General features: G+C 42.2%; 11 protein-coding genes. 7 read left to right on the forward strand and 4 right to left on the reverse strand.

Annotation, left to right across the window (positions count from 1 at the left end):
* Position 1: 1 nt before the first annotated feature.
* From BLS28_RS02305 to BLS28_RS02330, 6 genes are all read left to right on the forward strand, one after another.
* Complete coding sequence (locus BLS28_RS02305) at positions 2–1,045, forward strand: sensor histidine kinase (protein WP_091162687.1); 1,044 nt, start codon at positions 2–4, stop codon at positions 1,043–1,045.
* A gap of 3 nt (positions 1,046–1,048) precedes the next feature.
* Positions 1,049–1,747, forward strand: coding sequence for a LytR/AlgR family response regulator transcription factor (locus tag BLS28_RS02310; protein ID WP_091162688.1), 699 nt, complete (start codon positions 1,049–1,051; stop codon positions 1,745–1,747).
* Between the two features lie 464 nt (positions 1,748–2,211).
* Positions 2,212–4,797 carry a BamA/TamA family outer membrane protein gene (locus BLS28_RS02315; RefSeq protein WP_256337321.1) on the forward strand — a complete coding sequence of 862 codons (2,586 nt, stop codon included), beginning with the start codon at positions 2,212–2,214 and terminating at the stop codon, positions 4,795–4,797.
* 472 nt (positions 4,798–5,269) lie between these two features.
* Complete coding sequence (gene rpe, locus BLS28_RS02320) at positions 5,270–5,920, forward strand: ribulose-phosphate 3-epimerase (protein WP_091162689.1); 651 nt, start codon at positions 5,270–5,272, stop codon at positions 5,918–5,920.
* A gap of 202 nt (positions 5,921–6,122) precedes the next feature.
* A complete protein-coding gene (gene serC, locus BLS28_RS02325; protein ID WP_091162690.1) occupies positions 6,123–7,190 on the forward strand; it encodes a 3-phosphoserine/phosphohydroxythreonine transaminase in 1,068 nt (355 codons plus the stop codon).
* Between the two features lie 110 nt (positions 7,191–7,300).
* A complete protein-coding gene (locus tag BLS28_RS02330; RefSeq protein ID WP_176844344.1) occupies positions 7,301–8,254 on the forward strand; it encodes a D-2-hydroxyacid dehydrogenase in 954 nt (317 codons plus the stop codon).
* A gap of 195 nt (positions 8,255–8,449) precedes the next feature.
* On the opposite strand, the gene BLS28_RS02335 is transcribed toward BLS28_RS02330, so the two are convergent.
* From BLS28_RS02335 to BLS28_RS02350, 4 genes are all read right to left on the reverse strand, one after another.
* Complete coding sequence (locus tag BLS28_RS02335) at positions 8,450–9,850, reverse strand: MBL fold metallo-hydrolase (RefSeq protein WP_091162691.1); 1,401 nt, start codon at positions 9,848–9,850, stop codon at positions 8,450–8,452.
* Positions 9,851–10,014: 164 nt separating this feature from the next.
* The gene (locus tag BLS28_RS02340) at positions 10,015–11,847 is read right to left on the reverse strand and encodes an ABC transporter ATP-binding protein (RefSeq protein WP_091162692.1); all 1,833 of its coding nucleotides are present in this window, start codon (positions 11,845–11,847) and stop codon (positions 10,015–10,017) included.
* A gap of 30 nt (positions 11,848–11,877) precedes the next feature.
* Positions 11,878–12,405 (reverse strand): hypothetical protein, encoded by a 528-nt coding sequence (locus BLS28_RS02345; protein ID WP_256337322.1) that lies wholly within the window; start codon positions 12,403–12,405, stop codon positions 11,878–11,880.
* A 13-nt stretch (positions 12,406–12,418) separates the two neighbouring features.
* Entirely contained in the window at positions 12,419–13,195 is a 777-nt protein-coding gene (locus BLS28_RS02350; RefSeq protein WP_091162693.1) for an SAM hydrolase/SAM-dependent halogenase family protein, read from the reverse strand.
* A gap of 103 nt (positions 13,196–13,298) precedes the next feature.
* Here BLS28_RS02350 and BLS28_RS02355 point away from each other — a divergent pair, with 103 nt between their 5' ends.
* Positions 13,299–14,261: a PhoH family protein gene (locus BLS28_RS02355; RefSeq protein ID WP_091162694.1), complete on the forward strand. Its 963-nt coding sequence runs from the start codon at positions 13,299–13,301 to the stop codon at positions 14,259–14,261.
* Positions 14,262–14,359 lie beyond the last annotated feature (98 nt).

The following is a 14,359-nucleotide window of genomic DNA, read 5'->3' on the forward strand; positions in this document are numbered from 1 at the left end:
TATGAAATTTTTCAGGAAGTACATTTTTCCGGCACTGTATGGCCTACTGGTTTATTTTACCATCAGGCTATTGCATGATACTGACATTGGTCAGCATTTTTGGGAAAGAGATTTTTATGTTAATGGCATTGAAATGGCCTGTTCAATATTGGTTGGCTATTTGGCAATCTATATTTTTGAACGGCTTTTTAAGTACTATGACAGGCACCGGACGGTACAGCTATCCTACGGGGCTGTAGTTAGGGAGTTGGCCATATTGGTGGGAGCAAATTTGATATTAGTGAACGTCGTATTTGTTCCGATGGTCATGGCTCTGCACGTAAGCCAGGGCATAGATGAGCTAATACCCTGGGCAGATGTGGCTGATATTAACATGATCCCCACTTTGTACGCTATTGTTTATTATGGAATTGCACGTAGCAGTACCTGGCTAAAGGCTTATGTAAATAATAAGATGCAACTGGAAAAGTTAACCAACGACCAGCTGGAAACTGAATTGAAGTTTCTAAAAGCTCAATATCATCCGCATTTTTTATTTAATGCCCTGAATACTATTTATTTCCAGATGGATGAAGATGTGCCCGGCGCAAAAAAGAGTACCGAGTTACTATCGAGCCTGTTGCGCTATCAGCTTTATGACCAACACCAGCAAGTGCCCGTTAAGCAGGAGCTGGAGTATCTTGAAAATTATATCCGCCTGCAGCAGATCAGGGCGAGCAGCAAAATGCAGCTCAGTGTTAATTTTGAAGGATGTTTAACGGATCAGCTCATCTTTCCGCTGCTTTTGCTTCCACTGGTTGAAAACGCCTTTAAATATATAGGTGGTGAATATAAAATAGCCATTGAAGGCTGCATTATTGACAATAGATTTGTTTTTAAAGTTTATAATGATGTACCCGCGAATATGAAAGCCCCCGATAATTACAGCGGTATTGGTTTGGAAAACTTAAGCCGCAGGCTGCAATTGCTTTATCCGGATAAACATAAACTAACTGCTGGCCGCGAAGAAGATCATTATACAGCAATACTTGAATTGAATATTTAGAAGATGGCATTAATCAGCTGCATTATTACCGACGATGAACCCTTTGCCCGTAAGGGCCTGGAAGGCTATGTTAAAAAAGCTGGCTTTTTCGACCTGAAAGCGCAATGTGAAGATGCTATGGAATTAGGAGCGTTGTTAGCGCAGCAACCTGTAGACCTGCTGTTCCTGGATATCCAGATGCCGCATTTAACCGGCGTTGAATTTATTCGTTCGCTGCCCAACCCGCCAAAAGTGATTTTCACTACTGCTTTTAAAGAATATGCTACTGATGGTTTCGACCTGGATGTGCTCGACTATCTCCTTAAACCTATACCTTTTGAGCGTTTTATGAAGGCAGCCTTTAAAGCTAAGGATTACTTTGATTTGAGGAACAATACAGATAGTGTAGATTATCTGTTTGTTAAAAGCAATGGTAAGCTCGAGAAGATAATTTTTGACGAAGTGTTGTTCATTAAAGGCATGGAAAACTATGTTGAGGTTTATACCCCGGCGCGTAAGATTATAACCCACAGTACCCTGCGGGCCTTTGCCGAAAAACTGCCTCCACGTAAATTCATGCAAACCCATAAGTCATACATTGTAGCCAATAATAAAATTACATCGATAGAAGGAAATATGCTGCATATAGGCACATTTGAGGTGCCAATCAGCAGGCAGCTTAAAGAGCAGGTGATGCATGCGTTGATTAATCAGGGCAGATAGTAATCAAGTTTTAACAATAGGATCAGAAATTTCTACGCGAATTGTTTTTCATACTTGTCTCAATTAATCGAATTACACGAATTTTTCAATGGCGTAAATTTGAAATTAGTGTAATTAGGTTAATTCGGAAAAATAGTGCGGGAGTTTTTATTTGTTCGATTCTTCTTAGAAACTGTCAAAGCTTGAAGAATATCGTTTAGAGGTAGATAAAACTTCATTGCCGTTGGTTTTAACCAACGGAATAATGAGTAGCAACATGAGGGCTTCAGCCCAAATTCGCTTGCATAATTAGGCTGAAGCCAAGACTTTTTAGCTTTTTATTCCGTTGGTTAAAACCAACGGCAATGAATATTCTGTTTTTTTAAACAGCTGCTCACCATGCATTTTAAAGTAATTTCCCTGTGTATAATTAAAACTATTTTGTAATATGCATTATTCTACTGACGCATTACTTACAAAACCTCATGGGCGGCAAAAAACTGTTCAACGCTTTATCCTTTTTTTTAACGGCAGGCTTGTGCTTAGCCGGCAATATTTCATATGCTCAAACCCCTGCCGATAGTATTAAACTGGCCATTGAGCCATCTTATAATAATGTAAGCGGTACCCACCAATTTTTTTTAGGCGATAATTACCGCAAGCTTTGGGCGGCACCCGTCACCTTGCCGGTATTTCACCTTACCGCCGAAAAGGGTGGACTTAAAATACTGCAAAGAGGCGGGGGGAAGCAAACAAAATCATTACGCCTGCAGGATCCTACCGGCCAGCAATGGGTACTGCGCACCATTCAAAAGTATCCTGAAAAAGGTCTGCCTGTTGATCTGCGGCCAACGGTAGCCAAAGATATCCTGCAAGATCAGGTATCGGCCGCACATCCATTCTCGGCACTCACAGTACCGCCGCTGGCCGAAGCGCTTGGGGTTCCGCATTCTAATCCTAAAATTTTTTATGTACCCGATGATCCTGCTTTTGGTGAGTATCAAAAGGATTTTGCTAATCAGGTGTTTTTATTTGAAGAGCGTGAGCCGCTCGATGCCGAAAAAACGGATAATACCGAAAAGGTACAACGCAAACTGCAGGATGACAATGATAACCGTGTTGACCAAAAGATTGTGCTGCGTGCCCGCTTGCTTGATATGCTTTTGGGCGATTGGGACAGGCACGAAGACCAATGGCGCTGGGAAAAAATAGATGGAAAACATGAAACCGTATATGAACCCGTTCCGCGCGACCGTGACCAGGTGTACTATAAAACTTCGGGCGTATTGCCCTGGATAGTAGCACATCAATGGCTTAAATCAAAATTTCAGGGTTATAGTGACGAGATCAGGGATATCAATGGATGGAATTTCAATGCCCGCTATTTCGACCGCTATTTCCTGAACCAGTTGAGCGAAGACGACTGGAAAGAACAGATAGCCTATGTACAAAACAAACTGACCGATGACCTGATCAAAAAAGCGGTGCATTTAATGCCCGATACCATCTACAAACTTTCGGGGCCTGAGATCATCAGCAAAATGATAGCGAGGCGCAACATCCTGCAAAAACAGGCACTCGAATATTATAAATTCATCTCCACATATGTAGATGTACCAGCGAGTGATAAAACGGACAAATTTACTGTGGCTCATGAAACTAATGGTGACATCACGCTTACTATAAATAAGATAAAGAAAGACGGCAGCGTTGATAAGGTTACCTACCAGCGTACTTTTAAACCCGATGTTACCAAAGAGATCAGGATGTATGGTTTTGATGGCGATGATTTATTTAAGGTGACGGGCTCAACGCCATCACCCATAACTGTGCGGATGATAGGGGGGCAGGGCATGGATACGTTTGCTGTAGACAGCAGTTTAAATAATAAAGGCAAAACCTATATTTATGATCGTTCGGATCAAAAAAATGTACTTCCTCCTTCATCGCTGGCTAAAAACCGTACATCAACAGACACGGCGGTAAATAGCTATGATAAAACTGCCTTTAAGTTCGACAGGTTTGAGCCTATTATCCTGGCTAATTACAGTAATGATATTGGCATTTTGTTGATTGGAGGTTTCTCATACGAGCGGCACGGGTTTCGCAAGGAACCCTATGCTTTCCGCGAAGAATTTTTGACCAATTATTCACTGGGGCGTAAATCATTTTTGTTTACCTATACCGCCGACTGGAAAAAAGCCGTCGGTGAAAACGACCTGAAGATTAACCTGCTTTCGCGCGGGCCAAGCAACCTCAGCAATTTTTTCGGAATAGGAAATAACACTGTTTTTGAGAATAAGGACGACAGGAAGATCTCCTATTATCGTAATCGCTACGACTATGTTACCGGCGACGTTTCCCTGCACCGCAGTTTTGGAAACCTACACGTGAGCGCCGGCGTTGCAGGGCAGTTTTACAACAGCAAAGCCTCCAACAACACCGAAAGATTTTTGAATGGCTATAATGCCGCGTTTCCGGATGAGAAGGTATTTGGCACTAAGGTCTACGGCGGCTTAACAGCTAATGCAACGGTTGATACGCGGAATAAACTGATCATCCCAACACAAGGCATTTTATGGACAACCACTGTAAGCGGCTTTAGCGGCGGCGGCTCGGGAAGTCACAATACTTACGGCCAGGTGTTATCGGAGTTTAGTTTCTATTTAAATCCCGACAAGGACTCGGTATTGGTAATTGCTAACCGCACCGGGTTAGGTACTACGGTAGGTAATGCAGCATATTTTCAGCAGATGAAATTAGGCGGGGCGCAAAACTTCCGCGGCTTTCATACCAACAGGTTTACCGGTCGTACTATAGCCTATAACAACCTGGAGATGCGGTTAAAAGTATTGGATTTTACTTCATACCTGTTGCCGGGCTCATTGGGTTTAATCGGTTTTAATGATATAGGCAGGGTATGGGTCCCCGGCGAATCATCGGACAGGTGGCACGATGGGTATGGCGGCGGTTTGTATATTATTCCAGCGCAATTGGTGCTGATTGAAGCCGTAATGGGCTTTTCAAAAGAAGGCTCGTTGCCTTATATATCTATTGGGTTTAGATTTTAAAATAGCTGCCGCGGGTTTAGCGCAGCGTAACCGGTGGTTGAGTATGTTAAAAGCCTTCAGCTTTAGCTAAATTAACCGCATTTTTTGGTGGCGGCGTTCTGTCAGCACCTTTCGGTCAATTTTAAGTTTTAGGAAAAAAATCAGAAAAACAACCAAAAAATCACCCAAAAGCGGGGGTAAAGAAAGTGCTTTTTGAAACGCATGTTTTTATTCTCAAAAGTTTTATTCTTTGATTATCAGCTATTAGTGGTGTTTCGGGTGGAATATTAAATTATTGATTATCAGTGTGTTTAATTTTCAATGTGTTTCATGTTTTTACACTCAAAAAATGGAACAGTTAAAAAACGGAGTCTGCATGATTTCATTTTTTTATGGAGAACGGCGATTTTGGGACAGGCACTTTTTTACAATTATATCATAAAAATAATTACACTATCAGTCCCATAGATTACCTGCTTTTATATATTTGCATATGAATCACCTCATAGCACCATCTATCTTAGCGGCCGATTTTGCCAACCTGCAACGCGATATTGAAATGATCAATAACAGCGAAGCCGACTGGATCCACGTTGATATTATGGATGGCATGTTTGTTCCAAATATCTCTTTTGGCTTCCCGGTTGTAAGCGCAGTAAAAAAACACGCTTCCAAACCGCTCGATGTTCACCTGATGATAGTTGACCCCGATCGTTATCTTAAGGCATTTAAAGATGCCGGTGCCGATAGTATTACTGTTCACCAGGAAACCTGTCCGCATTTGCACCGCACCATTCAGGCTATTAAGCAATTAGGTTGCAAAGCCGCCGTGGCTATTAATCCGGCCACACCTGTATCTACTTTGGAAGATATCCTTGCGGATTTGGACATGGTTTTGATCATGTCGGTTAACCCCGGCTTCGGCGGACAGCATTTTATTGAAAATACCTATAAAAAGATCAAAGAACTCAGGACACTAAGTGCCAAAAAAAATCCCGGTCTGTTAATTGAGATTGACGGTGGGGTGGATGCCAACAATATCACCAAACTGATAGAAGCAGGAGCAAATGTGTTTGTTGCAGGCACTTCAGTGTTCTCGTCGGCCAACCAGGTGGCCGCAATTTCAAAACTCAAACATCCCTAAAAGTTATTATAATGATAATAATTAAACCAGCCCTGTAGGGTTGGTTTAATTATTTGCAATCAAAGGCCCGTTTGTTGATTAATTGTATATTTTTTCAAAAAATGTAAATAATGTCTATATATTTTGTCAAATTAATTAACTTCGGCCCAACAAAATACAAACTTCCTAATAGTGTATTTAGAACCTACAATTCGTTAATATTATGAAACATAATTTTGGTGCCGGACCTGGCATTCTACCACACGAAGTTTTAAAGCAAGCTTCAGAAGCAGTTATTGATTTTAATGGTACTGGACTCTCTTTGCTTGAAATTTCGCACCGATCAAAAGAGTTTGAGGCCGTTTTAGACGAAGCTGTTACCCTGGTAAAAGAATTGTTCAACGTTCCTGAAGGTTATTCGGTATTGTTTCTGCAAGGCGGTGCCAGCACCCAATTTGCTTTAGCTCCTTACAACCTGTTACCAGAAGGCGGCAAAGCTGCTTATGTGGAAACCGGTGTTTGGGCTAACAAAGCTTTAAAAGAAGCCAAGTATTTTGGCGAAGTACAAATTGTAGCTTCATCAAAAGAGGCCAACTTTACTTACATCCCTAAGGATTTTGAAATCCCGGCTGATGCTGCTTATATTCACATTACTTCTAACAATACCATTTACGGTACGCAGTTACAGGAGTTCTTTAAATCGCCAATTCCGGTGGTTTGCGATATGTCGTCAGATATTTTCAGCCGCGTGGTTAACGTTGCCGATTTTGGTTTGATTTATGCCGGTGCTCAGAAAAACATGGGTCCTGCAGGTGTTACTTTGGTTATTGTTAAGGACGACCTGCTGGGTAAAACCGGTCGCAAAATCCCCGCAATGTTCAACTACCAAACTCAAATTGAAGGTGGTTCAATGTATAATACCCCACCGGTATTTGCTATCTACGTATCAATGCTTACCCTTAAGTGGCTAAAAGCAAAAGGCGGTGTACCGGCAATTGAGCAGGAAAACATTACCAAAGCACGTGTACTTTACGAAGAAATTGACCGCAACCCATTGTTCAAAGCAGTGGCCGCCGTTGAAGACCGTTCAAAAATGAATGTATGCTTCGTAATGGAAAACCCTGAGTTGGAAAAACCATTCCTGAAACTTGCCGAAGAACGCGGTATAGTAGGTATCAAAGGCCACAGGAGCGTAGGTGGTTTCCGCGCCTCAATTTACAACGCATTGCCAATAAGCAGCATCTATGTGCTGATTGACGTAATGCAGGAATTTGCTGAAAAGAATAAGTAGCCCCCTAACCCCCTAAAGGGGGAACAACAATTTTAAATAATTACCCCCGGCCCTTAAAGATATGGAATAATCACTCCCCCTTTAGGGGGCCGGGGGGCAAAACTTTAGACATGATCAAAATATTAGCTAATGACGGTATCGACCCGATAGGTAAGAAAATGCTGGAAGATGCCGGCTTTTTCGTTGATACCAACAATATCCCACAGGACGAGCTTCCTGAAAAATTGAAAAACTATGATGCTATTACCGTACGTAGCGCTACTAAAGTACGTAAGGCATTGATCGACGCTACCCCTAATCTTAAACTGATTGGTCGTGGTGGTGTAGGTGTTGATAATATTGATGTTGATTATGCCAAAGAAAAAGGCATTGGTGTTTACAACACGCCAGCATCTTCTTCATTATCAGTTGCTGAGTTGGTGTTCGCCAGCTTATTTGGCGCTGTACGCTTTTTACCTGATAGCAACCGTAAAATGCCTGTTGATGGCGGTACCAAATTTAACGACCTGAAAAAAGCTTATGCTAAAGGCGTTGAGCTTCGCGGTAAAACTTTAGGTATCGTAGGTTTTGGTCGTATCGGCAGGGAAGTAGCTAAAATAGCTATCGGTGTTGGTATGGATGTTTTAGCTTATGATCTTTTTGATTTTAACCCCGAGCTGGATCTTGTTTTAGGCGGTGGTATCACTGTTAAAGCATCTGTTAAAAAAGCTACTCTTGATGAAATCATCACTACTGCAGATTTCATTACCCTACATACTCCATTTATCGACAAAGCCCTTTTTGGTGCTGAGGAATTGGCTAAAACTAAAAAAGGTGTTGGCCTGGTAAACATCTCACGCGGTGGTTTAATTGATGAACTTGCTTTGGTTGACGCTCTAAACAGCGGCCAGGTTTCATTTGCAGCACTTGACGTGTTCGACAATGAGCCAGCCCCTCGCGCTGAAATCTTAACCCATCCAAAAATTTCCTTAACCCCACACATTGGTGCTGCTACCAATGAGGCTCAGGAAAGGATCGGTGTAGAGCTTGCAAGCTTAATTATCGAGCATTTCAAAAAAGCATAACACGAATTTGCTCTAATTAGAGCGAATTACACGAATACAAACTATAAAACAAACAGCACGAATTTCATCAATTCGTGCCGTTTGTTTTATATCTTATGTCATTAGGAGCGTAGCGTGGCAATCGCATGCTTTACAGGGCAGCTATGCTTCCGTGCGATTGCTTCGTTTCTCGCAATGACATCGAATATTATGTATTTAAATTATATAACTAACACCTTTCTCCGGCAAAGTAACTCCGTAGCCTTCTTTTTCAAGGTCATTGGCTAATAGCTGCATACTTTCACCTTCACCATGTACCAGGAATATGTGTTTGAGCTTTGCTTTATCAATGGCTTTTACGGTATTCATCAGGTCGTCATGGTCACCGTGGGCGCTTAGTACGTCGGTTTGTTTGATGGTGGCATAAACGGCCAGTTCACGGTCTTTAATGTGGACGATAGAATCTCCCCGTAACAAACGATGGCCTAATGTTCCTTTGGCGCAGTAGCCAATGAACAGGATGGTGGCGTAGTAATTTTGGATGTTATAAAAAAGATGGTCCTGGATGCGGCCGCCTTCAAGCATTCCTGCAGATGAGATAATGATGCAGGGTTCCCAATAATTGGAGATCTGCCGGCTATCCTTTAGTGTTTCTACGTAAGTGAGGTTATCAAACTCAAATTCGTCGCCACGTTTTTGGTAAAACTCCTGTGCTTCCTGGTTAACCTGATTATGGTATTTTCTGAATACCTCGGTAGCCTGTGTAGCCATCGGACTATCAACAAAAACTTTAACCGGCGGCAGTAAACCAGTGCTAAAGATCTTGTTCAACGTATAAACCAAAGATTGTGTACGCCCGATGCTGAATGCCGGGATAATTAAACGGCCCTGCTCTTTAATACAGGCTTTTTCAATAACTTCTATCAGGGTTTGCTCAACGGATTTGTCCTTACTGTGGTAGCGGCCGCCATAAGTTGCTTCCGAAACCAGGAAATCAACAGGAGGGAGGGGCTGCGGATCATTCAAAACAGGGTAATTCTTCCTGCCAATATCGCCGGTAAAAGCGATGGATTTTTCTTCGCCTTTATCATTTACTTTAAATACAGCTGCTGCTGCGCCCAACAGGTGGCCTACCGGTACAAAAGTTAGCTCAATATCGCCGGTAATCCTAAACGGTTTGTTAAATCCTATGGTAACAAAGCGCTCAACCGTGTCCATCACATGCTTTTGCATGTATAGTGGTTGGGCATGCGTATTGAATTTGCCTCTGCCACGTTTGTGGTGACCGCCCTTACTTGCCGCTTTGCGCATGAATATGTTTACAGAATCGAGCAGCAATAATTCAGTCAGGTCTGCCGTGGGAGGGGTGCATAAGATCTGCCCCTCAAAACCTAAGCGGATCAGGGTAGGCAGGTTGCCCGAATGGTCGATATGAGCGTGGGTAAGTACTACCACGTCAATGTCTTCGGGCCGAAAAGGAAAGTTTTCGTTAGATATGATACTGCGGTCCTTTTCATAATCAAGTCCGCAATCCACTAAAATTTTATATTGTCCAACCTCGAGCAAATGCATGCTCCCGGTTACCTGCCGGGCCGCCCCGTGTATAGTTAGTTTCATTTTTATAAGTGATACCTGTGCTAAAGCGGGTATCGATAATTATATTACGTTGTAAGTAATCTTCAGTTTGTGAATATAACGGTTTACACCCGCTTTATTGCGAGTGTAAACGTATTAATGCTTTATAAGTTTAGTTATAAACCAATAAGTTTTAAGGAGTGTTGCTAAGCCTGATTGCTTTCAAACTGGAGCTGGCTTAAGTATTTATAAAGACCTTGTTCATTGCCAATGAGTTCGACGTGGCTACCGCTTTCAACTATATGGCCTTTTTCAAGTACGATGATCTTATCTGCTTCGCGAATGGTTGACAGACGGTGGGCTATGATGATAGATGTACGGTCTTTCATTAACTCTTCCAGCGCCTCCTGTACCAGGCGTTCTGACTCTGAATCTAATGAAGATGTAGCCTCATCAAGTATCAGTATAGATGGGTTTTTAAGGAGCGCCCTTGCAATGGCAATCCGCTGTCTTTGTCCGCCTGATAATTTAACACCACGCTCGCCAACAATAGTTTCATAACCTTCGGGGAAGGACGAGATAAATTGATGCGCGTTGGCACGTTTGGCGGCTTGTATGATATCCTCTTTTGATGCATTGAGCCTGCCGTAGGCAATGTTTTCCATTATGGTGCCTCCAAACAATAATACATCCTGCGGAACAATAGCTACCTGGTTACGGATATCAGTAAGGGTGTAATTGTCGGCTGGCTTGCCATCAAATAAGATATTTCCGTTTTGTGGGTGATAAAATTGTAAGATCAATGATGCCATGGTAGATTTACCGGAACCACTTGGCCCAACAATAGCTACACGCTGCCCGGCATCTGCACTAAAAGAGATGCCTTTTAAAACGGTAATTTCCTGGCGGGATGGGTAGGCGAATACCACATTGTCAAAAGCAAGGTCGCCTTTAATGGGTTGTTTAATGCCATTTTCGCTTTCAATAATCGAAATATCTTCGCCCTGTTCGTGAAGGATTTCCAGTACACGTTCGCTGGCGCCAACCGCTTTTTGCAAATTGGCGTACAGATCTGGAAAGCTACCCATAGCGGCGCCTACAAATATCGAGTACATTATAAAAGTAGTAAGGTCGCCTACATATATTTCATGATTAGCTACCAGCACCGAGCCATACCAAATTACGCCTACAAATGTGCCAAACAAGCAAAATACGATGAATGAGGCAAAGGTACCCCTGAATTTTGCACCGCGAACGGCGATGTTCACCACTTTGCGTAAAATCTTGTCGTACCGATTAGCTTCGTAGGCCTCGTTAACAAATGCCTTTACATTGGCAATGCCTTGCAGTGTTTCCTCAACTATGGTGTTTGATTCGGCTAATTTGTCCTGCGCCTCACGTGATAGCTTACGGATAAATCGCCCAAAGAATACAGCGAATGCAACCAGGAATGGCAATATAGCTAATAGCGCAAGTGTAAGTTTGATAGACACGATGGCCAGTAAGGTAGTGCTGCCTATCATGATCACCAACTGGCGGATCATTTCGGCAAAAGTGGTGGTCAACGTATCCTGGATTTGGGAAAGATCGGCAGAAATACGGCTGTTCAATTCACCAACCCTACGATTGGCAAAAAAGTTCATGGGCAAGGTAATAAGCTTAAAATAGGTATCACGCCTGATATCGGCTAAAGATTTTTCGGCCACCTGTACAAACCAAACCACCCTGAAAAACGACACAAAAGCCTGTGCAAATAATATAATAAAACCCATGATGGCAATGGCATTTAAGCCATGCGGCAGGTACTTGTATTTATAAATGCCTTGTGCTGCATCAATCAATGCGCCCAGAATGGCGGGGAATGCCAAGCCTACCAGGCTTGACAGAAACAGGAAAACTAATCCGGCTATGAATTTAACCCGGTAAGGTTTTAAGTAAGTGAGCAGTTTAGCTACGTTGCGCAGGCTGCTCCTGTTTATTTTTGCTTTAGGTAATTCTGCTTCGGCCTTGCTGCCACTGTTCAGTCGTCCTCTTGCCATGTATGCGTTTGAATGTTATAAGCCGCGAATTTACGCTTTAACACGGTTCTTTTTAACAAGCAGAAATAAAATTGACGCAATCATGAAAAGTATCACTAACACAAATATGTTTTGCCGGGTTTTGAAGTGCTCTTCTGAATTGTTTAACTGTTGTTTAAGATGCGCATTTTGTTGCTTTAACCTGTTAATTACCTGTATATAACCGGCAGCTGTAGTTTCTGCCTCCTTGCTGTGACTTTGGATCTGCCTTTGCTGAAAATCACGGTATTCAAGCAGGATCTTGAGCTCTTTAAAAATAGCATCGTCTGTTTTGGCGATATCCATCAGGATGCCGGCCGAACGTCGGACATCACCTTTGGTTTGAAAGCCGAAAATGCCGGTATGCTGGCCCAGGCTTTGGTCATATTGCCCGAATTTTTGTTTACGGGCCGCCAGCATATTATTTATTTTTTTACGCTGAAGCTGGTAAGCTACAGAATCGGAGTTAACGGGGATTTGGGCCGATGCCCAACCGATTGTTATCAAGCAAAATAAAAAAATCAGTACAGTTTTTTTCATTTATATAAATACCTTATTGAAATTCAATGATCACCTTATCATTCAGGTTCAGGCCCAGAAGGCCACTTGCATTGCCTTTATTTATGGCAATTTCCAAATGGTCACTGATACCAAACAAACAAAGTTTTTCGCCAACGGGTACTTCATTATAATGCCAGCTTAAATGGTTTATGGTTTCATTGCGCTTAAAATTGAGCACAAAACGCCTGCCTTGCTGCACGCTGTTAAAAAACTCCTTGGTTATATTGGTTATCACATTCTGAAATGAATCGATATAAATTACAACACCTTTGATCATGTTTTTTTCAATAACAGGCTGCAAATTCATTTTGTTTTCAATATCGCTCACCGGCAGGCCTATTTCATCCAGCTTGCCGCCTTTGGCTAAATGGCAGGCCGTTTTAACAAAGATATCGGCCAGGGGGAAGTGGAGGAATTTAAGGTCCTGCATAATGTTGATCTCAACTATCTCTTCAGGCTCCTGGTCAAACATCAGCGAAAAAATACCGTTATCAGCCCCCACAAAGTAGTGCTTTTTGTAGCGGATAGCGAGGTATTTGGTATGGTCATTATAAACGGTATCAATACCGATAAGGTGTACGGTATCTTCAGGGAAATAATGAAAACTGTTTTTAAGTATAAAAGCGGCCTGCTGTACATTAAAGGCTGCAACACTGTTGGTAATATCAACAATATTTACTGTAGGCAACAATTTGTAGATACTGCCTTTTAACGCAGCCTGGTAAATATCTTTATCGCCTAAATCAGTAGTTAATGTTATAATTGCCATTAATTTTATAAATATTTATTGCTAATCTTGTAGTAGCATTTGAAGCTACAAATATTCAATTTTTAATTCATAAAAATCCGTAACTAAAAAAATCAAATTAGTATTGAACGAACTTAAGCTATCAATTGAAAACGTAAACCCTGCAGTACTGTGGGGGCCTAATAATGATCATTTTGAGATCATTAAGAAACAATACCCCAAGCTTAAAATAGTTGCCCGCGGCAGTGAAGTGAAGGTTTTGGGCGATGATAACGAACTGAATATTTTCCAGGAAAAATTTTCCCATCTGATAAATCATGTTGAGAAATTTGAAAATCTCAACATAACTGATCTCGAGCGGATCCTTGGTTCGAAGGTTAATAATGCAACCACATCCGAACCCGCTGCTGCAGATAAATTTGCGAGTGGTGAAGTGATTGTGTTTGGGCCTAACGGCGTAATGGTTAAGGCGCGTACCACCAATCAGCGCCGCATGGTTGATAGTATTAACAAAAGCGATATCCTTTTTGCAATCGGGCCTGCGGGTACCGGTAAAACGTATACCGCGGTGGCATTGGCCGTAAGGGCACTTAAAAACAAAGAGATTAAACGCATTATACTAACCCGCCCGGCGGTTGAAGCAGGGGAGAACCTTGGTTTTTTACCCGGCGACCTTAAAGAAAAGATCGACCCATACCTGAGGCCGTTATATGATGCGCTTGATGATATGATCCCGGCCGAAAAACTGAAGGTTTACCTGGAGAACCGCACCATTGAGATTGCACCGCTTGCCTTTATGCGTGGCCGTACCCTTGATAACTGTTTTGTTATTTTGGATGAAGCCCAGAACGCTACGGATATGCAGCTCAAAATGTTCCTGACCCGTATGGGGCCATCAGCTAAATTTATTGTAACCGGCGACGTAACACAGATTGATTTGCCAAAAAAACAACAATCCGGCCTGCACACTGCTTTAAGGATCCTGACCGATATCAAAGGTATCGAGATAGTATACTTAAGCGGCGAAGACGTAGTAAGGCACAAATTAGTACGTAAGATATTAGAAGCTTACGGGGATATACAGTAATTAGTTGATTAGAGGTTGGTGGTTAGAGATTAGTTGCAAAGCTCATGTCTAACTAACAACCTTTAGTCTTCAATATAAAGTGATTTGAGGCTATTGAA

Source organism: Mucilaginibacter gossypii (assembly GCF_900100945.1).
Classification (GTDB): domain Bacteria; phylum Bacteroidota; class Bacteroidia; order Sphingobacteriales; family Sphingobacteriaceae; genus Mucilaginibacter; species Mucilaginibacter gossypii.

Coding starts and splice junctions, on each gene's coding strand:
- BLS28_RS02305 (WP_091162687.1), top strand. CDS start 2: ATGAAATTTTTCAGGAAGTACATTTTTCCGGCACTGTATGGCCTACTG.
- BLS28_RS02310 (WP_091162688.1), top strand. CDS start 1,049: ATGGCATTAATCAGCTGCATTATTACCGACGATGAACCCTTTGCCCGT.
- BLS28_RS02315 (WP_256337321.1), top strand. CDS start 2,212: ATGGGCGGCAAAAAACTGTTCAACGCTTTATCCTTTTTTTTAACGGCA.
- rpe (WP_091162689.1), top strand. CDS start 5,270: ATGAATCACCTCATAGCACCATCTATCTTAGCGGCCGATTTTGCCAAC.
- serC (WP_091162690.1), top strand. CDS start 6,123: ATGAAACATAATTTTGGTGCCGGACCTGGCATTCTACCACACGAAGTT.
- BLS28_RS02330 (WP_176844344.1), top strand. CDS start 7,301: ATGATCAAAATATTAGCTAATGACGGTATCGACCCGATAGGTAAGAAA.
- BLS28_RS02335 (WP_091162691.1), bottom strand. CDS start 9,850: ATGAAACTAACTATACACGGGGCGGCCCGGCAGGTAACCGGGAGCATG.
- BLS28_RS02340 (WP_091162692.1), bottom strand. CDS start 11,847: ATGGCAAGAGGACGACTGAACAGTGGCAGCAAGGCCGAAGCAGAATTA.
- BLS28_RS02345 (WP_256337322.1), bottom strand. CDS start 12,405: ATGAAAAAAACTGTACTGATTTTTTTATTTTGCTTGATAACAATCGGT.
- BLS28_RS02350 (WP_091162693.1), bottom strand. CDS start 13,195: ATGGCAATTATAACATTAACTACTGATTTAGGCGATAAAGATATTTAC.